The organism is Blastococcus sp. OS1-29 (assembly GCF_057628075.1).
In genome coordinates this window covers 120,959-142,563 of the sequence record NZ_JBXXJK010000001.1, presented here as the reverse complement: position 1 = coordinate 142,563, position 21,605 = coordinate 120,959, and the positions used below count along the sequence as shown (strand labels likewise).

Genomic DNA, 21,605 nt, shown 5'->3' with positions numbered 1-21,605 from the left:
GGGCATGTTCGCGGCTGTTCGGGTGTTGCCCTCCGTAGGGTCCGCAGCACAGCTCGCGTCGACCCGCCCGACTTCTCCCTATCGAAGGCAACTACTGAACCTGTGAGCGATTCCCCGCACAACAAGATCCGCCGTGAGCGCACGACCGCGCGTCAGGGCCGCGCGCGGGACGACGACCGCGCCGCCGCACGCATCGAGCGCCTCGCCCAGCAGAGCTGGGTGGAGGGCGCCGAGCCCGAACTGCCGGTGCGCACCACCCGGCCCGAGAACGTGGTCTTCCACCTGGGCCCGACGAACTCCGGCAAGACCTACGAGTCGCTGCTGGCGCTGCAGAAGAACGGCCGCGGGGTCTACGCCGCGCCGCTGCGGCAGCTCGCGCACGAGGCGTACGAGCGGCTGTCCGCGGAGCTGCCGCCGGGCACCGTCGGCCTGTCGACCGGCGAGGAGGAGATCGATCCGGACGCGCCGATCGTCTGCTGCACCGTGGAGAAGGCGCCGATGCGCGGCGATCTCCTGGTGCTCGACGAGTCGCACTGGGTCGCCGACCCCGACCGCGGCCACCACTGGGCCCGGCTCGTGCTCACCGGCGAGTACCGCGAGATGCACCTGATCTCGGCCGCCGAGGCGTACCTGCTGCTCAAGCCGCTCGTCGCCGACACCAAGAAGCTGACGGTCGTCAACCACAAGCGGCTCTCCCGCCTGGACGTGCTGCGCGCGCCCGTCCGCGCCGAGGGGGTGCGGCCGCAGACGCTGGTCGTGGCGTTCTCCCGCAAGGCCGTCTACGCCGTCGCCGCGGCACTCGACCCGCACCGGCCCGGCAAGGTGGGCGTCCTGTACGGCGCGCTGCCGCCGGCCACCCGCCGCGAGGTGATCGACCGCTTCACCCGCGGCGAGCTCGAGGTGCTGGTCACCACCGACGTCATCGGGCACGGCATCAACGTGCCCGCCACCACCGTGCTGTTCGCCGAGACGACCAAGTTCGACGGCGTCGAGCGCCGTCCGCTGCGCACCTGGGAGACCGCCCAGATCGCCGGCCGCGCCGGACGCTACGGCCTCACCGGGCACGGCACGGCCGGCGTACTCGCCGGGATCGCGGGCCTCAAGCCGGACGCCGGACTGCTCGTCGCCGGCGCCGAGGTCGCGCGCGGCGACGCGATGAGCGACCTGCCCAAGCGCGCCCCCCGGCTGCGCCCGGAACTCGACGACCTCGGCGCGTTCGAGCCCGTCGACCTGCCGGAGGCGCTCACCCGCTGGATGGCGTGGGCGCGCGCCGCGACCCGTGACCAGGCCATGACGGCGGACGACGTGACGAGCCTGATCGTCCGCGTGCACGCGCTGCTGCCGCTGCTGCGCGGCCCGCTCGGCGCGGTCGGCGACCTGTGGACCGTCTGGCGGCTGATCAACCTGCCGATCGACTACAACCCGCCGCGCCGCACCCGCTGGCTGGTGCTGGCCAAGGCGGCCCTCCAGTCGGCGGCCGGGCTGCCGGTCGACGCGGAGACCGTGCTGGAGCCGATGCCGGCGAAGGGCATGGTCGAGGACTACGAGCAGGCCGCCGCCGCCGCGCGCGACGCCCAGACCCTGCTCCGGTCGTTCCCCGACGTCGCCGGGCTGACCAGCGAGGACGCCGCCGAGGTCGAGGAGGCCTGCGCCACCCGGATCACCGAGCTGCTGCCCGACGCCATCTCGCTGACCGCGTCCGGCCGCTGCTCGGACTGCGGGGCGCACATCGCACCGTGGTTCACCACGTGCCGCGACTGCTCGGTGGGCATGGCGGGCCGCGGACCGGGCCGGGGTGCGCCGTCCGACGGTCACCGCCGGCACCAGCGCCCGGCGTCGTCGTCCGCCGGTCGTCCGGCCCGCACCGGGACCGAGCCGGGACGCCGGGGCCGACCGGCGGGGAACGGCCGGCGCGGCCGCCCGGCCCGCCCTCACTGACCGACGGATTGTCAGCGTCCCGTCAGGTCGGGGTCATGGATCCGTAACGCGGGCCCCCGACCCTGTCGGCGTGACCGTCGCCCTGAAGTCTCTTCCCCTGGCCTCCCCCGCGACCCGACGCCGCCGCCGGCTGCGGCTGGCCCGCACGCTGGTCGGCTCCTCCGTCCGCAGCAAGCTGCTCCCGGCCGGTGAACGCCGCCGCGTGCGTCTCCAGGTGTGCGGCGCCGCCGACACCCTGACCGCCCTCGGTGTGCGCGTGCAGGTTTTCCCGCCCGCGGTCCCCTGGCCGCGCACCGGCCGGTACGTGATCAGCGACCACGTCGGCCGGCTGGGCGACCTTGCGGTGGCGACCGCGTTCCGGGGCGCCACGGACGACGGCGACGTCGTCTGCCCGGTCGCCGTCCGCTACCGGGTCGAGGGCCGGCAGCTCTCGTCGCACGAGGTGCCGCACCGCACGGCGGAGATCGTGGCCATGCGCGGACTGGTCGTTGAGGTGCACTGCCTGCCCACGCTCGGCGCCTGACCGCGACCGAAGGCCTCCCGTAACCCCCTGGCCGCTGCCATCCTCCTGCCGAAATCGCACCCGACACGGAGGAGAACATCGATGGCCGAGGCGAGCTGGCTGGCCGACCCCACCGGGGCGCACGAGCTGCGCTACTGGAACGGCACGAGCTGGACCGAGCACGTGTCCGATCAGGGGGCGACGGGCCAGGACCCGCTGACCACCGAGCTGCCGCCGCCGCCCGCCGCCTTCCCCCCGCCGCCCGGCCCGCCCCCCGCGGCCGGCGCGAAGCCCAGCTGGAAGGACCGCCTCAAGCAGGTCGCCGACCAGGGCAAGGCGATGGCCGACCAGGGCAAGCAGAAGCTCGCCGAGCAGCAGGCCAAGCGCACCGAGCAGTGGGCCAATGACCCGACCACGCTGTGGTTCGGCGAGAGCAAGAACGCCGCCACCAGCGCGGTCGGGGTCTCGAAGGCCCGTTACCGCGTCACCAAGGACCGGGTCTGGATCGAGAGCGGCCTGCTCGGCAGCCGCACCGAGAGCGTGCCGCTGTGGGCGATCAAGGACATGGACGTGCGGATCGCCGTCTGGCAGCAGGGCAAGGACGTCGGCGACGTCGTCCTCAACCTGGAGGACCCGGCCTACGGGGCCGGACAGGACATGTTCAACGTGAGCGGGAACATCGAGGGGACGACGAGCGGGCAGGTGGTGCTCGACAACATCGAGAGTCCCTACGCCCTGCTCGACCTCCTGTCGCCGCTGATCAGCGAGGCGCGGACGAAGAAGACCATCGAGCGGCAGTCGAGCTACGTGCACAACATGACGCCGGGTGCGCCGTACGGGGCACCTCTGGCTCCGGCCGCTCCCCCGCCGGCCGCCGCTCCCCAGGTGGACCTGGTCGACCAGCTGCGCAAGCTCGGCGAGCTGCGCGACGCCGGGATCCTCACCGAGGACGAGTTCGCCGCGCAGAAGGCCAAACTGCTCGGCTGACGGGATCGCTTCGCGGAACCTTGAGCTCTGCTCCCCATACGTCAGCAGAGCTCGAGGTTCCTCCAGGTAGGTGGGCGAAGGAGGGGGCCGGAGTCAGACCGCGTGCCGGCTGCGCAGCCGGCGCAGCGCCAGCGCGCCCAGCGGCACCGGCAGCCAGAACGTGGCCAGCCGGAACAGCAGGACGCCGCTGACCGCCGCCGTGCTGGGCACCCCGACGGCGGCCAGGCCGGTGGACAGGGCGAGTTCGACGGCGCCCAGCCCGCCGGGTGTCGGCGCGGCCGACCCGACCGCGGCTCCGGCCAGGTAGACCACGGCCGCCGCGGCGATGCCGATCGAGTCGTCGAACGCGCGCACGGCGAACCAGAGGGCGGCGATGTACGCGGCGTTCAGCGCCAGCACGCCGAGCAGCGCCTGGGCGAGCTTGCTGGGCGTGGTGAGCAGGTCGAGCAGCCGCGTCAGGGCCTGGCGCAGGGGAGGCAGCACGCGCGCGGCGGTCCAGTGCCGCACCCCGGGCACCGCCAGCGCCAGCAGGAGCAGCCCGGCCACGGCCGCGAGGACGGCGAACGCCCAGCCGGGCACCGGCAGCCCCTCGTTCGTCGAGACCCCGGTGGCCGCGGCGAACGCGACCAGCAGGACGACGTGCGAGGCGGCGTTCATCGCCTGGGAGAGCCCGAGACCGGTGGCGATGCCCGCCGGGGGCACGCCCGCCTTCTGCAGGTACCGGGCGTTGAGTGCCAGCCCGCCGACGGCCGGGGGCGTCACGAACCCGGCGAACGAGGCCGCAACCTGCGCCAGGACCGTGCGGGGCAAGGAGAGCTTCTCCTTCACGTACCCGGCGAGCGACACCGCCGCGGCCACGTAGGTCAGCGCCGACGCGAGGACGACGAACGGCACCCACCCCCACGCCGCGTGGGCGAACACCGTCGCGAGGTCCACCGAGGTCAGCTGGCTGACGATGAGGTAGGCCGCGACGAGGACCGCGACGATCGACAGCACCACCCGCGGCCGGAACCGCTCGACGTTGACCGGCTCGGGCGGCCGCAGCTCGGTCTGCCGCTCGATCTCGGTGCGCAGCGCGTCGAGCAGGCCCGCCTCCCGCCGGACCGCCCGCCGGGTCGCGCTGGGCAGCGCCAGCGGCTGCAGCACGGGCAGGACGGCGGCGAGCTCGTCGTCCGTCAGCTGCCTGCGTGCCGCGCCGACCGCCCGCTCGGGGCCGGCCAGCTGGGCCGTGGTGATCAGCAGCTGCGCGCGGTCGAGGCTCACCCGGAGATCGCCGGAGAACATCGCGCCGCTGGACGGGATGGGCAGCACCACCTGCCCGTCGGGGTCGGCGAGCATCGCGTCGGCGGTGAGGCCGCGGTGGGTGACGCTGCGGGCGTGCAGCCGGCCGACGCTGCGCCACAGGTCGTCGAGCTGGTCGTCGGTGGGTTCCCGCAGCGGCGCGCCGGCCACCCACTCGTAGACCAGGAGCACCGCGTCGGGCCCGCACGGCAGGCCCACGACGAGCCGCGGCGTCCGGACGCCGGCCGCCGTCACCGCCATCGACAGCAGCGAGCTGTGCTCGGTCACCCGCTCGAGGGAGAGCCGCGGGGACGGCGCGAGCTCCGCCCGCAGCCGGAGGATGCGGTAGAGGTTGTACGCCGCGCCCGAGGCGATCAGGTCGCGGTCGAAGACCCGCACGGTGAGCCGGCCGCCGTCCGCCGTCGTCGCCCGGTAGTCCCGGCGGCCTTCCGGTCCCGGGGTGCGCTGCTCCAGCCGGACGACGTCGATGCCGCGGCGGCCGAGCTCGCCCGCGATCCGCCGTCCGTCCGGGCGCTCGTTGACGCTGCCCGCCAGGTAGCGGACGGCGGTGCCGATCACCAGGCCCAGGACCGGGCTCAGCACCAGCGACTCCAGGGAGGCGTGACCCGAGGTGAAGGCCGAGAGCACGTACACCGCGGTGACCGCGGGCAGCAGCCGGCGCCAGCCCGGGGTGTCCCCGATGCTCAGCGCCGCCGCGAACGCGAACAACGCGGTCAGATAGGTGTCCAGCGGCTGGCCGGCCGCACCGCGGGGCACCCGGGTCAGCGCCTCGAACAGCGCGCTCCCCGGGAAGGCGGACAGGAGAAGATCGAGGCCCTCGGCGATGCCGATCGCCAGCAGGCCGGTGAGCACGGCTGCGATGAGCCGCCGCCGGTAGCCGCGGGCGACCTCCCGCCCGATCATGGCCAGCGGCGCGGCCAGGGCGCCGAACGCGGAGATCCCGCGCAGGGCCGAGACCATGACGTCCGGCACGTGGGAGAGCAGCCGCGCCAGGTCTGCAGCCGCTCCGGCGCTCGCCTCGCGGGCGAGGACGGCCAGGGCTGCGAGCACCACCAGGATGCCGAGGCGGGTGGTCAGGCGGACCAGGTCCACCGGCCGGTGCAGCCGGGTCTGCCGGGATTCCACGATCTCGACGGCGCCGGCGCCCGGTGGCGCCGCAGACGGTCGAGTCATCACTGGCCGTCCCGTCCCGTCTCGTCACCGCCGCGGTCGTCGGACGGCCCCGAGGACCCACACCGTCAGAGCTGGACGGTGCGCCTGGCGTCGAAGTTCACGGACATCATGCCCGAGTCCGCAGGTTCCTCAACGGGCCCTGGACAGGGTGCTGCCGGCGAGGAGCTCCTCGTAGAGCTGCGCGTAGCTCACGCACATCCGAGCCGCGCCGAAGCGCTGTTCGACAGCCGCGCGGCCGGCCTGCGCCCGCGCGTCCCAGAGCGCCGGGAGGGACAACAGCCGATGGACGGCCGCGGCGGCATCGTCGAGCGCACCGACCGGGACCTGCTCCACGATGCCGGTGAGGCCGTCCATCTGCGGCAGGCGCGTCACCACGGCGGGGCGCCCCGTGGCGACCGCCTCCAGCACGACGAAGGGGATGTCGGCCTTTCCGCCCGCCAACCGCCCGGGCGTGAACAGCACGACGTCGGCGTCGGCGACTGCCGACCCCATGTGCGGGACGTGGCCGTGGACCTCCACCTCGTCCAGCCCGGCCCGCCGTGCCGCGGACCGCGCCTCCCCGAGCTCCTGGACCTCCGACTGCCCGGGACGGACGCGCAGCCCCAGGACCAGCCGCACGGGCAGTCCGGCGCGCTGCACGCGGGCCGCCACCTCGATCGCTTCCCGGGTTCCCCCGCACGGGTCCGTGTGACCGGCGAAGAACAGGACCGGCCGAGGCTTGGACTGCCGGGGTCTGGACGGCCAGCGGGTCAGGTCGATGCCGGGCGGGATGACGCGCACATCAGGATGGCCGGCCCGGCGCAGCATGTCGGCCGTCGCCTCGGACAGGGCGACGGTCACGCCCAGCGGCCGGGCGCCGAGGAGGCACTCGGGCGACACGATGCCGGGAACGGTGATGATCGTCGGTCTGCCGCGGGGGGCGAGTCTCGAGTTGGACCAGGCGGCATACCGGGGCCCGATCGTCATCACCGCGTGGACGAGGTCGACCGACCGGGTGAGCATCGGAACCCAGGTGGCGACCTGAGCACCCTCGAGCAACCCGGGCCAGCCGGTCCACGACGCCAGCGGGACCATGCGCCCGGGGACCGCGGGTTGCCGGCCGAGGCGCCCGAAGAAGGTGAAGGCGACCTCCGGCAGGTTCTCCGCGAGCCCGATGGCGATCTCGGTGTCCGCGCCGTCCCGCCCGTCGACCGGATGACTCGTCACGAGCAGGACCCGCCGGGCCGGGCCTGATCGGGGTGACGGGCCCGCGGCCCCCGGACCGGCGACTGCCGATCCGGCGTCCCCCGCGAGGACGTGGTCCAGCACCTTGCGGGCCAGGCCCTCGGGCGGCGCTTGCTGAGTGCACAGCGTTCGGACGCCGGGCATCCGCCCCGCCCACTGGCGGTAGCCGTCCTGCGCCCGCTCCAGGCCCGCGACGCCGTGCTCGCCGTCGCGCGCCGCGAGCACGTCACTCCTCGCGTCCAGCAGAGTGATGCTTGCGTAGCGACGCCCGAGCGAACGCAGCCACCGCGTGGGGAAGCCGCCTTCCGGCGGATCGTGCTTGACGACGGTGTCGAGCGGGGTGCGGTCGGTGAGCAGCAGGACACCGTGCCCCGTCCGGCGGGCGGTGCGGCGGGCACGGCGGCAGGCGAGGCGCAGCCGGAGCGCGAGCTCCGCGGTGTCGACGGCGGCGTGCACCCGGTGCCAGGAGGTCCGCACCCCGCGCGGAGCGTCCGGGTACTCGAGGGCGGCCGTTCCCGGGCTGGCATGGAAAGCCCTGAGCGAGCCGTCCAGGCGTAGGTTCCGACAGACGACGCATCCGTAGAGGTAGACGGTGTGCACGGGCACGCCGCGCCCCGCGGCCGCCTCGGCCACCGCCTCGACGAGACTCGACTTCCCCGACCCGTCGGGCCCGGAGAACCCGACGACGGTGAGGTCCACCGCCGGCTTCACAGCCCGGCCCTGGACCGGCGGACGCGACGGGCCTTCGCCAGCAGCAGCGGCCCCCGCAGGGCGGCCTCGCGCAGCGCCGCCGGCGCACGCCCGGTGCGGGCCAGGTGGACGACGTGGTCGCGCAGCTCGACCGATGAGCGGACCGGCAGCCGAACGGGCACGGGGACCGACGCTCCGGCATCGAGCGCGTCGACGGCGGCGGTCACGGCTGCGACGACCCTGCGGAAGCTGCGCTCCCAGCCCTCCTCCCGGCAGGCGGCAGCCGCCTCGTCGACGAGGTCGGTACCCAGGAGAGAGCGCAGAGCGATCAGTTCGGACAGGTCGACCGACAGGTTCTGGAACAGCGCATGAGCGATCCAGATGCGCAGCTGATCGACCGGTGCCGGGGCGAGCCAGTCGCCGCAGTCGGTGGCGCGGGCGTGCAGCCCCGCGCCGTCGACCACCGGGACGTCCCACCACGACGCCTCCTGATGGAGATGAGCGGACGGTCCCTCCGGCGGCTGGACGAAGATCTTGGTTCTCTCCAGCGGATGGCCCGACGCCCGCACCCCCCACCCGGCGAGGGCGGTGACGGCCTCCGCCAGCTGCTCGCCGACGACGAGGTCGAAATTGCTGTACACGTGGTCCGCCCCCGAAACGCACTTGATCAGCACCGGATCGACGCCGTGCCTGCGGAGGATGCCTCCTGCCTCGCCCAGCGCACGGTCGAAGGCAGCCGTCGCGCGCTCGACGCGGTGCAACTCCTCAGCGAGGAGTTCCGGGTACCGGCGGGCGAGCGCGCCCTGGACCTGGTTCGCCCGAGCCAGCCGGAGCGCCGGTCCGAGTTCGCCGGTGGGCGCCGGCACCGCTCGACCGGGCCAGGCCGCGCCCAGCACCTGTTCCAGCGCGCCCGCGGCCGCGCCGTCCTGCCGGGACGTCACCTGCACGGGGACGCCGTCCATGACAGCGTGGCCGGTCCGTCGTTCGCGCATCATTGCTCTCTCATCCGTTCGGCCGGCATGAAGTAGGTCTCCGGACCGGCGGACGGGATCCCTCTCGGGAAGAGGGCGTCGACCTGGGTGCGGTACCCCGCGATCAGGGCTTCTCTGGCGGCGAGGTCCCGGCTCCACGGGACCGGTGTCAGCCGGTGCGTCGCGAGGTAGCGGGCGGGCGGGGAGTCCCACCGGTCGTAGGGGAAGTCGGAGTAGAAGACCGCTCGCTCCGCCTGCCGCTGCACGACCGCCCGGGTGATGAGGTGGTCGACGTGCCGGCCCACCCCGATCGGGCCCAGCACCAGCGCCGCATCCATGCGGTCGGCCAGGGACCGCACGTCTGCCGCCAGCTTGTCGACGAGCATCCGGTCGCCGCGGGAGACCCGGCCCTGCGCGATGTCGAAGCGGTATGTCGGATAGCGATGCACCACCTCGGGCACGACCCGGCCGAGCCGGCCCACGGACGGGGGCACGGTCCTGCGCCGGAACAGGGCGTCGGGAAGGCCGAGGTGGACGGGCTCCACGCCCAGGGCGGTGAGCACCTGGACGTCCTCCCGCCGCCGGTCGGCGTACAGCGCCGCCGCGTCCCCGACGGCGCACTGCTCCAGGTACAGGCGTGCGGCGCGCGTGTGCGGCGGTGGTCCGGCCTGCGTGAACACGGTGACCACGGCGACCGGCGTCCGTCCGGCCAGCCCACTGAGCAGCGCGCCGCACGACAGCACGGCGTCGTCCAGGTGGGCGGACAGCACCAGCACCCCGCGTCCCGCTGCAACCGCGTCCTCCAGGCGCCGGGTCAGGAGGCTGGTCACCATGGAACGCTCGCTGGGGACTCCTGGGCGGCGAGCCGGAGTACGACGACGCCGAGCACCAGCACGCAGCACACCCACAGGACCGGGACCCGGCCGGCGAGAGCGAGCAGCGCCGCCAGCGCGCCCGCGAGGAACAGGGCGTATGCGGCTCGACGGGTCGTACGCGCGGGCAGCAGTGGGGCTGCGGCGACCCACAGCGCAGCGGCGGCCGACAGCGAGCCCACGGCCGCCCCGACGGCCAGCCCCGGCACCGCGTGGATCCGCCAGCCCGACACCAGGCCGGTCGCCACGAGCACGGCTGCGGCCACCAGGCCCACCTGGCAGCGCCGGTAGGCGCGCAGTCCGAGCATCACGGTGGTGAGCATCGTGAGGACGGCATAGCCCACACCGGCGGCGGCGAGCACCGGCAGCAACCACAGCGAACGGGCGTAACGATCCGGGAAGACGAGAAGAACCACCGCGGGAGGCGCGGTCGCGATCACCGCGGCGGAAGACAGCGCGAGCAGAGCGAACGAGCGCAGGGCCACGGTGAGGATGTGACCGGTGTCGGGGTGCCGGCCGCGCAGCAGCGGGAACGCGACCGACACCCCGCCGGCGGCCACGAAGACCGGTGCCTTCGCCAGCGTCGACAGCGCCTGGTAACCCGCGCTCTCGACGTCGTGAGCGGCCAGGACGGCGACCAGCACGACGTCCGCCCCGACGAGCGAGTAGACGATCAGCTGGGCCACCGCGAGGTCCCCCGTCTCCACCCAGCGGTCCCGTTCGCGGAGGACGCCCGGACGCCACGCCAGGTCCCGCGCCAGAACGCGTGGCGCGCTCAGCAGCACGATCGCCGACCCGGCCATGAACCCGGTCAGCGCCGCGCCGGCGCCCCACCCGAGGAGCACCACCCCCGCGCTGACCAGGACACGGACGCACACCTCGGCCACCGTCATCACGGCCTTGCGGACGAACAGCAGGTCGCCGTACAGCCAGCCCCAGACCGGGCTGCACAGGAACAGCACCAGAGCAGAGGCGGCGACCGCTGCCGCCACCGTCAGCGGCGCGAACAACGCCGTGACGAGGCCGGTGATCACGGCCGCCAGCAGCCCCGCCCCCGCCGCGACCACCCAGGCGAAGGTCACTCCGCGACGCCGCTCCTCGGACCGGCTCGGGTGACTGCGGATCACGGCGGTGAGCGGGAGGGGGATCAGGGCCGCGGCGAACACCCCGACGGTGCCGAGCATCGTCGCGGCCGCGGCGTAGACGCTGTAGGACGGCGCATCGAGCAGGTGCGCCAGCAGGAGCGTGCCGCCGTAACTCACCACGGCGACCAGGCCCATGGATGCCGACACCAGAGGGCCCCGGGACGACACGAGCCGGCCGTCCGTGGCCGGCTCGGAACCGCCGGGCGGGACGATCTCCGGAACGGCGCTCATGACGGCTCCGGGCCGCCGGACACGGACCCGCGACGGAACAGCCGCCCGGCAGCGGTGCGCAGTGTTCCTTCGACGGCGGTCAGCGGCAGCCGCTCGAACCGGAACACCGCCTGCGGCACGGGCACCGCGCCGAAGCTCTCCTTGAACCTGGCGACGCCCGACCCTGGGTCGGACTCGCCCAGGTGAAACCACCGAGCCCCGGCCGCGCAGGCGTGCTCGATGGCCAGGGACTGGAGCAACGCGCCGGCCCTGGTGCGGTCGGAGAGCTCCTTGTCCATCGCCGACATCCAGCACCAGGCGCTGCGCCGGTCGAGAACCGCGATGTAGACGGCGACCGGCACGCCGTCCAGATGGGCCGTCCAGCCGACGCACTGCGAGCCATTGCCGGCCATGGCCAGCCGCAGCCGGCCCACGCGGTCGCGATGCCGCTCCGCCAGTCGCGCCAGCCACAGCGGCTGCCCCCGCTGGTGCGCCCATCGGTCCACCGACCGGGCGTTGAGACCGGCGAAGACGTCGACCAGGCTCTCGTCGCGCACCACCCGCACGTCGAGGGGTTGCTGCTGCGCCTTCCGGATCTTGCGGCGGGTGTCCGAGCGGTATCGGGCGAACGCGGCGTGGAAGCCACCTTCGAGGTCCAGCACGTGGCTCAGCCGGCCGATGCGGACTCCCCTCTCCGGAGCGCTGGACGACCAGCGCTCGGAGAGCAGGGGATTCGGCGCCATGGTGCCGCGGGCGACCGGCCGCTGCGCCAGGTCGGCCAGGACGGTCCGCCGGTCCCGCTCCGTGGGCTTCCCGCCGGGAACGACCGGGCCGCCGTAACCGAACCCGTACGGCAGCGACTCCTGGGTGATCGGCAGCCCCGCCCGACGCCGGGCGACCATGGGGAGCACCAGCCGCCGCCCGTCCTCGTACTCGTACAGCCGGCTGGTGTCCACCGCGCCCAGGGCCCGGCACACGAGGTCCGTCCAGCCGGGAGTCTGCGTGGGCACCGCCAGCGGATCGGCGTCGAGCAGGTCGTTCCAGGCGTCGCGTGGGGCCGGTGAGACGACGTGGACACCCGGCAGGGTCTCGCTCATGGTCGGTTCTCCTGTCCTGACCGGCGTGGGGACGACGGCGGTGAGGCCGGACGCGCCGCAGCCGCATCCGCGGCCACCGATCGGTAGAGCGCGGCCTGCTGACGGGCGAGGACGTCCCAGTCGTACGCGGAGGCGAAAGCGCGGCCCGCCGAGCCGAGGTCGAGCAGGTGCCGGTCGCGGGGGTACAGGTCGACGATCGCCGCCGTCAGCGCGTCGACGTCGAACGGTGGGACCAGGCGACCGCGGGTCGCGGACACGACCTCACGGACGCAGGGGATGTCGAAGGCGATCACCGGCGTCGCGGCGGCCAACGCCTCCACCGCCACGAGGCCGAACGTCTCCGCCCGCGACGGCAGCACCACCAGCCGACTGCCGGCGAGCAGCCGGGACTTCTCCTCGCCACTCACCCAGCCGGTGAACCGCACCCGGGAGGCGATGCCGAGTTTCTCGACCAACCGCAGGACGCGGGTCTCGTCCGGCCCGCGGCCGGCGATGATCAGGTCCCCGTCGACCTGCCGGCTGGCCCGTGCCCACGCCGGGAGGAGCAGGTCGAGACCCTTGCCCTCCAGTTCCAGACGGCCGATGCACAGGACGTCGCGGCCGAGCCGCGCGGGCTGTTGCAGCAGCTGCCGGTCGATGCCGTTGCCGATGACCGTGACCGCCGCGGGCGGGTTCATGACGGAGAGACGCTCGGCGGTCCCCTGGGACACCGCGATCAGCGACCGGTGGGTGCGCACGGCGGCGCGTTCCACGAGGTGGAAGGGCAGCTTGTACTGCCGTGCCTTCTCCCGCGCGTGCAGCCATTGCACCATGCCGATCACCGGCCGCCGGGTCCACAGCGGGACGGCCATGCTCGAGAACGGCGGCAGGAAGTCCTCGACGACGAGGTCGGCGTCCCGGTGGGCGCGCACGGCTACGGGCAGGGCGGCGATGTAGCCGAGCAGCCGGGTGAGCCTATTGCTCCCCCGGCCGATGCCGACGTGCTCGTAGCGCACCCCCTCCTCGACGCGATCGGCGCAGCCGGGAAAGCGGGTGGTGAGCACGGTGACCGCCAGCCCGTCGGCCGCCAGCCGGCGGTTGATCTCCAGCGTGCGCAGCGAGCCACCGCCCGAGCCGGGCATGCGCGGATCCTCGAAGCCCAGGTGCAGCACACGCAGCGCCCGTGCCGCCGTCCCGGTCCGGGTGCCCATCTGCGGTGCGCCGCCGGCTGCGGGGAGGCCGGTCATCCGCCGTCCCCTGTCCCGCCGGGTCCGGCCGCCTCCTCCGGGGGCCGGGCCGCGAGCGCCTGCTGCTGCTGCGCGTAGGCCCGCAGGCCGGCGCCGTCCTCGCTGAACAGGTCGTCCTCGAATGCCCACTGGAACAACGTCATGCCGCACTCCTGGGCGTACTTCGGTGCGTGGACCATCTGCTGTCGGGAGGAGTCGGTGTCGGCGTCGCCTCCGGTGTTCGGAAGGTCGGGCGAGCCGGGGTTCTCCCCCACCACTGCCAAGCCGGCCGCGCGCGCGTTGGCGACGGTCCAGCGGAAGCTCGACCAGCGCTCGACGTCGGGATCGGAGCGGACGTCGGCGGAGGCGTCTCCGGCCTGGCAGCGGTCCTGCGGCGGGTCGAGTCGCCGCGCCGAGACGGCCGTGGAGTCGTCCACGCTGCTGGTGTCCACGGAGACGGTCCCCCAGCCGGGCCGCTCGGTCCGCGCGAGCTCCTGTGCGATCCGCTGCAGCTGGTCCGGGTAGTACAGGCCGGCCCGGAGGCTGCCGTCCCGTTCATCGGTGCCATCGAGGTGAGCGGCCAGGGCGGCGTCCAGATCGGCGGGGAGCGCCCCGCGACCGGCCAGCGGCAGGTGGACGGCGTGGGTGAAGCCGAGGGTCCGCAGCTGCCGGACCACCCAGACGACGGCGTCCGCGAGAGAGGTGGAGTACCAGCGGAACCAGGTCTGCACGTCGCCGGTGGACACCGCCGCGCCACGCCAGGTCGCCGAACCGGGCGTCCATCCCGGCATCGGGCTGACCGACATGCCGTCGGCCAGCCCGCGCCCCTGCTGTGCTGCCGCGTCGAACGCCCAGTAGGGGTTGGTCGTGGGGGTGGACCCGTCGGGGTAGCCCAGTTCGCCGTTGACGCCGGTCCCCACGCGGACGGCGGCCACCGAGTTCAGGCCGACGGTCCGGTCCAGCTCGGCGAGGTATTCGCCGGCGGCCGCACGGACCGCGGCGCTGAAGACGACGTTCGGCACGTCCGTGGAGCCGAGGACGCCGTCCTGATCCACGTAGGCACCGTTCGCCAGGCCGGACACCCAGGAGGGCGCGGAGTTCAGCCCGAGGGACAGGACGACGCCGAGCCCGGCGTGCCGGCACGCCTGGACCGTCCGCCGGACCGTGGACCGGTAGTCCTCGTCGAAGGAGCCCTGGCGGGGCTCGAAGGCACTCCAGTCGACGCCCATCTCGGCGTAGCGCACCCCGGCGTGGTGCAGGGCGGCCGCGCGGTCCGGGTCGCAGTCCGAGCCCAGGACGCCGAAGGCCATCGGCGCCGGACCCGCCGCGGCGCTCGGACTCCGCGTTCCGGACGGCGGGTTGCCGGACGGCTCCGCGAAGCTGCGCAGAGGCAGGACGGCGGCCGCCACGCCGATGCAGACCAACGCCACCCCGACTGCGAGCAGTACTCGCCGAGGACGCGGGCGCATGGCGGGGAGACCGGCTCGCCCGGGGGTCATCGGGACGGTCCGCCCACGCCGGTGGCCGCCGCCACGGCCAGCTCCCGGGCGTCGATGTACCACAGGACCGTGTTCCCGTTCGTCGGCCCGGTGCTGCGGAAGATCGGGATGGCGTGAGCGGCCAGCCAGTCCAGGAACTCCGGTCTGGCGATGGTGTAGCCCTGACGGGTCGGCAGGTCGAAGGTGAGCACGTACTGGGCGTGGTGGGCCTGCAGCAGGGCGGCGGTGGCCCACGGACCGAACCGCGGATCGTCGGCGAGGGCGTAGCCGGACGTGTCGTTGGTCGCGCCCACCCGCGCGGTGGCCGGGAGGTGCTCGGCGGCCCACTGCCGGAACGTGAGCAGGCTGTCGTCGCGGCGTGTCTCCTGCAGGAGGCCGAGCGTCAGCTCACCGACGAGGAACAGGACGAGCAGAGGGGCGGTCGCTGCCCGCAACGTCCACGTGCGGTCCAGCACCATTCGCGCCATCACCGCTATCGCGATGACGCCCGCGATCATGATCGGGTAGGCGTACTGCTCCTCGGCGGCGCCGAAGGCCACCATGTAGCCGCCGTAGACCCCGGCGGTCACGGCGGCCAGCCCGACCAGGCGGCGTTCCGGGTGGGCGCTGGTGCAGCACACCACCCCCGCCAGCGGGCACAGCAGCAGGATCACGTAGCTCGTGCCGTAGTGCTCCCCCTGGTCGACGAGCCGTTCGAGCAGGCTGGGCGCGCCCGGCGCGTTGAACCCGGTGCTTCGCTCGGCGCCGATCAGTCTCAGCAGCCCGGCGACCTTCGCCCGCGTCAGCTCGCCGAGGTAGCCGGTCGCGCCGACGACGGTCAGGTAGACGGCGTACGGGATCACAGCGCCGGCGAGGACGATGCCGGCCTCGCGCGGCAGGAGCGTCCGCCGCCAGACCACGGCCAGCAGGATCGGCGCGAGCCCGAAGAACGCGAACACGTCCTTGGTGAAGACCGCGTACCCGAGCAGCAGCCCGGCGGCGAGCAGGCGGGCCGTCGCCCCCCGACGGAGCCGGTCCGGCCCGAGCTGCAGGTGCCGGACCAGGACGAGAGTCCCCGCCACGACCGCCAGCCCGGCCAGCGTCTCCAGGAAGACCCGGCTGTTGATCCGCAGTACGAAGGGCTCCAGGGCCAGCACCGCCGCGGCCCAGGCCGCCGGCCAGGTTCCGGCGACGCGGCGGACCAGGAGGACCACGAGGCCGACGGTGAGAGCTCCCAGGACCGCGGTCAGCCACCGGAGGTCGTAGACCAGATTCATGCTGTCCCGGGTCGGGAGGTGGAACAGCCGGATGACCGCGCCTTCGAGCAGGAAGAACCCGGGAGGGTGGAGGAAGAACGGCCCGTCGGCCAGTCTCGGCATCTCACCGCGGCCCATCGAGGCGCCCAGGTCGGCGTAGAGCATCTCGTCGACCCACAGCTCGAAGCCCCGCTCGAGCCCGATGGCTCGGACCGCGAGGCCCGCACCGGCCAGGACAGCGGCGAGCACCACCGGGGACCCGGCCCCCGCGAGGGGACGCTTCCGCTCGCTGCTCCCGACGTCCACGGATGCCGGAGCCGGAGGCGCGACGGTCATGACGACCAACCCACGGCGCGGTCCGGGGTCCCGTACTGCTCGACGGGGGGCGATGACGCGGGACCGGCCAGGATCAACCGCCGGTCGACCGGCCGCACGGCGGCGTGGTCCGCCCCCAGGCGGTCCAGCACCGATGCGGCATCGAACTCATCGCAGCCGCTGAGCAGCACGGTGGCCACCGCGCCGTGGGCGACGACCTCGTCGGTGGCGCGCAGCGACCGCCGTACGGCCGCGCTGTCCCGGCCGGGGAAGCTGACCAGCACAGCGATGTCCGAACGGTCCGTGCGGCGGTTGCAGATCTGCCCGGCCCCGCGGGCGGCGCAGGCCCGAACCTCCGCGAGTACGACGCCGGCGAGCAGGTCCGCGCTGCGGTCCCACGACAGGCACGAGGCCCACGCCCGGCAGGCCCGCCCCACCACGGCGGCCCGCGCCGGGTGACGGAGGTCGTCGATGGCGGCGAGGATGGCCGCACCCAGGTCGGGAGGGCGGTCGACCAGCCATCCGGTCTCTCCGTCCAGCACGGAGTCGCGGACCCCCGGGACCCGCAGCGCCACGCAGGGCACGCCCCAGGCGGCGGCCTCGACGATCGTGCAGCCCCACCCTTCCGCCGCCGAGGTCGACGTCGTCAGCCAGGCGCGGGAGAGCAGCGCGTCACGGCGGTCAGCGGGCACCCGCCCGTGCAGGCGGACGGCGCCCTGCAGGCCGAGATCGGCCACCAGCCCCTGGAGCCGGGAGCGCTCCGGACCGTCCCCGACGATCTCCACGCGGAGGTCCGGGACCTGCGCGACGACCGCGGGCAACTGACCCAGCAGCACGTCCACGCGCTTGTGCGGCACCAGCCGGCTGACGACGACGACGGTCGGCCGGTCCGCGCGCTCACCGCTGGTCTCCGGGACGGCGCGTGTCCCGTTGGGCACGATGAAGACGGGACCGGAGAAGCCGAGCTGACGCCGCAGCTCCGTTCTCGTCGAGGGCGACACCGCCGCGATGGCCCGCCCCTCGTACACGCGTCGGGCCACCGGCCCCTCCAGGAACCGGCCCATCGCGGCGAGGGGCCGCGGGAACCGGGTGGCGAACTGTGCCTGGTGGACGTGGTGGATCACCTGGACCACCGGGGTCCGGCGGTCCACGAACAGCGGTGCAAAGAACGGCACGCCGTTCTGACAGTCCACCACCGCGTCGAAGTGTCCGCGGACCCGCAGCAACCGGGCGGCCGTCCGGGCGTACACCGACAGCTCGCCGCCCGCGCGCAAGACGTGGATGCCGTCGATCCGGTCCCGGGCCGCCTGCCCGGCGCCCCGCGCGGTGAGCCAGGTGACGTGGGCGCCGGCCGCCACCCAGCGGGTGGCGATCTCGTGCATGTACTGCTCGGCGCCGCCGGCCAGCGGGTGTCCGACGTCCCGCCAGTTGAGCACCAGGACGCCGGCACCCCGGAGTTCCTCGACGGTGCTCATCACGACCCCAGCAGTGGTGAGCGCTGGATCTGCAGGACGGCGCCGAAGCTGGCGACCCCGTCCTGCCAGATGCGAAAGGACGACGCGCCCGCATGGCTCCAGGCGACGGGGACCTCGACTATCCGCTCGCCGTTGCGCTGCACCTGGTGGAGGAGCTCCACGTCGAAGGCGAAGCCGCTGGTGCGGCAGGCCACGAGGGCCTGGGTGACGGCGGAGCGCTCGAAGAACTTGAACCCGCACTGGGTGTCCCGGACACCCTTCACCACGCCGCGGGCGGCCAGCCGGAAGAGGGCGCCGCCGAGCCGACGGCGTGCCGGCTGCGCCGCCACCAGGACCGAACCCGTCGTGTGCCGCGACCCGATGACCGCCGCGGCACCGCTCTGGAGATGGTTCATCACGACGGCGAGCGTCTCGACCGGCGTGGCGAGGTCGGCGTCGAAGAAGCCGACGAACCGCGATCCGCTGCTCAGCAGGGCCCGGCGGACGGCCGCCCCCTTGCCGGGCCGGCAGCAGCCGACGAGATCGACGGGCACCCGGGGATCGGCGGTGCGGGCGATGGCCCGCGTGACCTCCGGCGTCTCGTCACAACTGCCGTTGTCGACGACGACGACGCGGGACGACCACGGCTGCTCCGAGAGGAACTCGATGGTCCGCTGGAGGGTCCGCGGCAGCCGCTCTGCCTCGTTGTACGCCGGTATGGCCACCTCGAGGTCGGCGGCGGGTCGCCGGCCAGGTCTGGTGGATCCGGCAGGGAACGCCCGGGAGGACAGGGCCTCGGCGGGCGGGAGGAGCGGGCCGCGGGGTGGGGAGGTGGGGGACGGGAGGGTCGCGAGGGTGAGCCGTGCTTGGTTCATGAGGCTTTCCTTGAGGACGTGGGAAACCACGCGGGACCGGGAGAGCGCAGGGAACCGCCTCTGCGGTTCGGCTGCGCCGGGCAGCGGACGTGGTGAGCGTGAGGTCCGGCTTCGTGGACGACGCCTGAGTCAGTCCGGCCGCGAGCCCAGCCCCAGGAATGCCTCGGTGCGGTTGCCGCCTGGCGCGTTCCTGGCCGAGGCGCCGGACGTCGGAGCGCTCGGGTCGACGGGCAGGGCCTGGACGGCGAGGGGCAAGCGGTGACCGGCGTTCCCACCGCTGCCCCGTGCGCTGCCTCCGGCCGCGACGGTCGAGGCGCAGCCTCCGGGCCGGGGCGCCGGGGCAGTCGGCGGATGCTGGACGGGGGCGGTCAGGACCGGCGCCGCGGACGCAGCCGTAGCACGGTCCGTCGCGTTCCCGCCGGACGCCGACGTCGCGCCGCGCGCGGTTGCGGGGCGCCACCGAAGGACGTGCCGGCCGGCGGTTCCGATCCCCCCACGGCCCCCGTCGGCGGACTGTGATCTGCCGACGCCGGTTCCTCCCTGGGGGAGTGCACCGGACCAGACCGGCGCGCCGGAGCCGGCGACGGTCGCCGGGGTGGCGGTCGAGTCGGTGTCCCCGGTCGACGCGGGGGTGCCGGGGGTCGTGGCCGGGTCGGCCGTTGAAGGGTCGGCCGTTGCCGGGTCGGCCGTTGCCGGGTCGGCCGTTGCCGCGCTCGACGTCGTGGCCGCGCTCGACGTCGTGCCGGCACCGGATGGGTCATCCGATGCCGGTGCCGGATCAGGCCGGCCCGAGTCGGGTGGTGGTGGGGCCGGGGAGGTCTCCGTTCGGGCGTGGTCTCCCGGCGGCGGCACGGAGGGGGGCACGGGCGCGCCGGCCGGAACCGGTGCCGGCTCCTGCGTGGCGGCAGGGTCGGCGCCCGTCGCGGTGGCCGGCGTTCCACCGCCCTGGCCCGCGGACGCCACCGGGGGCGGCGTGCCCGACGGCCCGCTCGGAGCCTCGGGGACGGCAGCCGCGGCCGCCGGGCCGACAGGAGCCGGCACCACCAGGGGGGTCGCCGTCCCCGGGGCGCCCGGCGCGGACGACCAGCCGGGAGCCGAGCGGGTGCCGCGCGCTGTGGCGACCGGTGCCGTGGCGGCCGACCGGGGTGGCGACCCTGGCCCCCGTAGGGAGGCCGGCACGTCGGCGCGTGCCGGCGTCGTCGTCAGTGCGAGCAGCACGAGCCCGCCGAGCAGGAAGAAGAGAACGAGCAGGAGGAGCCGCAGCCAGGGGTGCGAGGCGCCGAGGCGGTTCGCTGCGAGCACCGCGGGACCACTCCGCGACCTCGTCGAACTGCCGGCCAGCAGCACAGATCCCCCAGCACGTCCGGTGATCGGATCCGGCCGGACTGGCGACCGGAACTGTGTCAACACGCGGATCGCACCCTGAAACGGAACAGCAGCGGGCGTCAACCGCCCCTGAGGAGCTCGATCGACGCGCCGGTGCGTCCTGACCCTTGGTGAGCGTGTGCCGTGGCGGCTGCTGAACGTTCCTTCCCGGTCGCTGTGTGTCCCCCTGCCGTCGGCTGTGAGGAGGCGGTCAATCTCCTCGACGATCCCGCTCTCGAGCAGCCCGTCAGCACCGCCGCGATGCCGAGCCGGTCAGGGCGCCGGTGCCCTCAGAGCTCCGGCTTGAGCTGCACCTTCACCACGCCGTCGGCCTTCTCCTGGAACTTGCGGTACATCTCCGGCGCATCGGCCAGCGGCACCCGGTGCGTGGCGAAGTCGTCGCAGCCCAGGGGGTCGCCGTCGGTGAGCAGCGGCATGATGTCGGGGATCCAGCGCTTCACGTTGCACTGCCCCATGTGCAGCTGGATCTGCTTGTCGAACAGGGTGAGCATCGGGATCGGGTCGGCCGCACCGCCGTAGACGCCCGACAGCGAGATCGTGCCGCCGCGTCGCACGATGTCGATCGCGGAGTACAGGGCGTTGAGCCGGTCGACGCCCGCGGTCTCCATGATCGGGGCGGAGAGCGCCTTGGGCAGCAGCCCGGCGACCTTCTGGATGAACGTGGTGGCCGGTGAGCCGTGCGCCTCCATGCCGACGGCGTCGAGCACCGAGTCCGGTCCCCGGCCCCCGGTCATGTCGCGGATCGCGTCGCCCAGGTCGCTCTCGTGCTCGTTCAGGTCGACCACCTCGATGCCCCGGGCACGCACCCGCTCCAGCCGCTCGGGCACGAGGTCCACGCCGATCACCCGGTAGCCCTTGTGCTGGGCGATCCGGCAGGCGAAGTCGCCGACCGGCCCCAGTCCGAGGACGACGAGCGTCCCCCCGTCCGGCACGTTCGCGTACTCCACGCCCTGCCACGCCGTCGGCAGGATGTCCGACAGGTAGGCGAACCGGTCGTCGGCCGGCCCCTCGGGCAACTTGATGTGGGTGAACTGCGCCTGCGGCACCCGCAGGTACTCGGCCTGACCGCCGGGCACCTCGCCGTAGAGCTTGGAGAAGCCGAACAGCGCCGCGCCGGTGCCCTGCTCGCGCACCTGGGTCGTCTCGCACTGGGTGTAGAGCTGCTGGTCGCACATCCAGCAGTGCCCGCAGGAGATCTGGAAGGGGATGGCGACGCGGTCGCCCACCTTCAGCTCTGTCACCTCGGACCCGACCTCCACCACCTGGCCCATGTTCTCGTGGCCGAGGATGTCGCCGACGCCCATGAACGGCGAGAGCGGCTCGTACAGATGCAGGTCCGAGCCGCAGATGTTCGTCGTCGTCACCCGGATGACCGCGTCGGTGGGCTCCTGCACGAACGGGTCGGGCACGTCCTCGACGCGTACGTCGCGCTGCCCGTGCCAGGTCACTGCCTTCATCAGGGTTTCTCCGATCGCGAACGGATGTCTGCGATCGGGGTGCCCGTGCCTGGGCGGACGAAACTGAG

At 74.0% G+C, this 21,605-nt stretch carries 15 protein-coding genes; 3 read left to right on the top strand and 12 right to left on the bottom strand.

All coding sequences use genetic code 11. The annotated features are described in order from the left end of the window. Positions 1–102: 102 nt before the first annotated feature. From AC2H4J_RS00680 to AC2H4J_RS00670, 3 genes are all read left to right on the top strand, one after another. The gene (locus AC2H4J_RS00680; RefSeq protein ID WP_487462897.1) at positions 103–1,938 is read left to right on the top strand and encodes a helicase-related protein; all 1,836 of its coding nucleotides are present in this window, start codon (positions 103–105) and stop codon (positions 1,936–1,938) included. 70 nt (positions 1,939–2,008) lie between these two features. Further along, entirely contained in the window at positions 2,009–2,461 is a 453-nt protein-coding gene (locus tag AC2H4J_RS00675; protein WP_487462896.1) for a hypothetical protein, read from the top strand. Positions 2,462–2,542: 81 nt separating this feature from the next. Then, complete coding sequence (locus AC2H4J_RS00670) at positions 2,543–3,427, top strand: SHOCT domain-containing protein (protein ID WP_487462895.1); 885 nt, start codon at positions 2,543–2,545, stop codon at positions 3,425–3,427. Between the two features lie 93 nt (positions 3,428–3,520). Here the strand turns inward: AC2H4J_RS00670 and AC2H4J_RS00665 are convergent, their stop codons facing one another. The 12 genes from AC2H4J_RS00665 to AC2H4J_RS00610 form a co-directional block, all read right to left on the bottom strand. Next, positions 3,521–5,902, bottom strand: coding sequence for a lysylphosphatidylglycerol synthase domain-containing protein (locus AC2H4J_RS00665; RefSeq protein WP_487462894.1), 2,382 nt, complete (start codon positions 5,900–5,902; stop codon positions 3,521–3,523). Positions 5,903–6,031: 129 nt separating this feature from the next. Continuing rightward, positions 6,032–7,837, bottom strand: coding sequence for a glycosyltransferase family 4 protein (locus AC2H4J_RS00660; RefSeq protein ID WP_487462893.1), 1,806 nt, complete (start codon positions 7,835–7,837; stop codon positions 6,032–6,034). Next, positions 7,834–8,778, bottom strand: coding sequence for a hypothetical protein (locus tag AC2H4J_RS00655; RefSeq protein WP_487462892.1), 945 nt, complete (start codon positions 8,776–8,778; stop codon positions 7,834–7,836). The genes AC2H4J_RS00660 and AC2H4J_RS00655 overlap by 4 nt, the downstream gene beginning before the upstream one ends. A 29-nt stretch (positions 8,779–8,807) precedes the next feature. After that, positions 8,808–9,617: a PIG-L deacetylase family protein gene (locus AC2H4J_RS00650; RefSeq protein WP_487462891.1), complete on the bottom strand. Its 810-nt coding sequence runs from the start codon at positions 9,615–9,617 to the stop codon at positions 8,808–8,810. Continuing rightward, positions 9,614–11,035, bottom strand: coding sequence for a lipopolysaccharide biosynthesis protein (locus AC2H4J_RS00645; protein WP_487462890.1), 1,422 nt, complete (start codon positions 11,033–11,035; stop codon positions 9,614–9,616). The genes AC2H4J_RS00650 and AC2H4J_RS00645 overlap by 4 nt, the downstream gene beginning before the upstream one ends. Continuing rightward, complete coding sequence (locus AC2H4J_RS00640) at positions 11,032–12,111, bottom strand: GNAT family N-acetyltransferase (protein WP_487462889.1); 1,080 nt, start codon at positions 12,109–12,111, stop codon at positions 11,032–11,034. The genes AC2H4J_RS00645 and AC2H4J_RS00640 overlap by 4 nt, the downstream gene beginning before the upstream one ends. Next, complete coding sequence (locus AC2H4J_RS00635) at positions 12,108–13,337, bottom strand: glycosyltransferase family 4 protein (protein ID WP_487462888.1); 1,230 nt, start codon at positions 13,335–13,337, stop codon at positions 12,108–12,110. Before AC2H4J_RS00635 ends, AC2H4J_RS00640 begins: the two co-directional genes overlap by 4 nt. Beyond that, positions 13,334–14,746, bottom strand: coding sequence for a hypothetical protein (locus AC2H4J_RS00630; protein WP_487462887.1), 1,413 nt, complete (start codon positions 14,744–14,746; stop codon positions 13,334–13,336). Before AC2H4J_RS00630 ends, AC2H4J_RS00635 begins: the two co-directional genes overlap by 4 nt. Before the next feature lie 65 nt (positions 14,747–14,811). Further along, positions 14,812–16,386, bottom strand: coding sequence for a phospholipid carrier-dependent glycosyltransferase (locus tag AC2H4J_RS00625; RefSeq protein WP_487462886.1), 1,575 nt, complete (start codon positions 16,384–16,386; stop codon positions 14,812–14,814). Further along, complete coding sequence (locus tag AC2H4J_RS00620; protein ID WP_487462885.1) at positions 16,383–17,840, bottom strand: glycosyltransferase family 4 protein; 1,458 nt, start codon at positions 17,838–17,840, stop codon at positions 16,383–16,385. The genes AC2H4J_RS00625 and AC2H4J_RS00620 overlap by 4 nt, the downstream gene beginning before the upstream one ends. Continuing rightward, complete coding sequence (locus tag AC2H4J_RS00615; protein ID WP_487462884.1) at positions 17,840–18,694, bottom strand: glycosyltransferase; 855 nt, start codon at positions 18,692–18,694, stop codon at positions 17,840–17,842. The genes AC2H4J_RS00620 and AC2H4J_RS00615 overlap by 1 nt, the downstream gene beginning before the upstream one ends. Positions 18,695–20,349: 1,655 nt before the next feature. Next, positions 20,350–21,537 (bottom strand): zinc-dependent alcohol dehydrogenase, encoded by a 1,188-nt coding sequence (locus AC2H4J_RS00610; RefSeq protein WP_487462883.1) that lies wholly within the window; start codon positions 21,535–21,537, stop codon positions 20,350–20,352. Between the last annotated feature and the right edge of the window lie 68 nt (positions 21,538–21,605).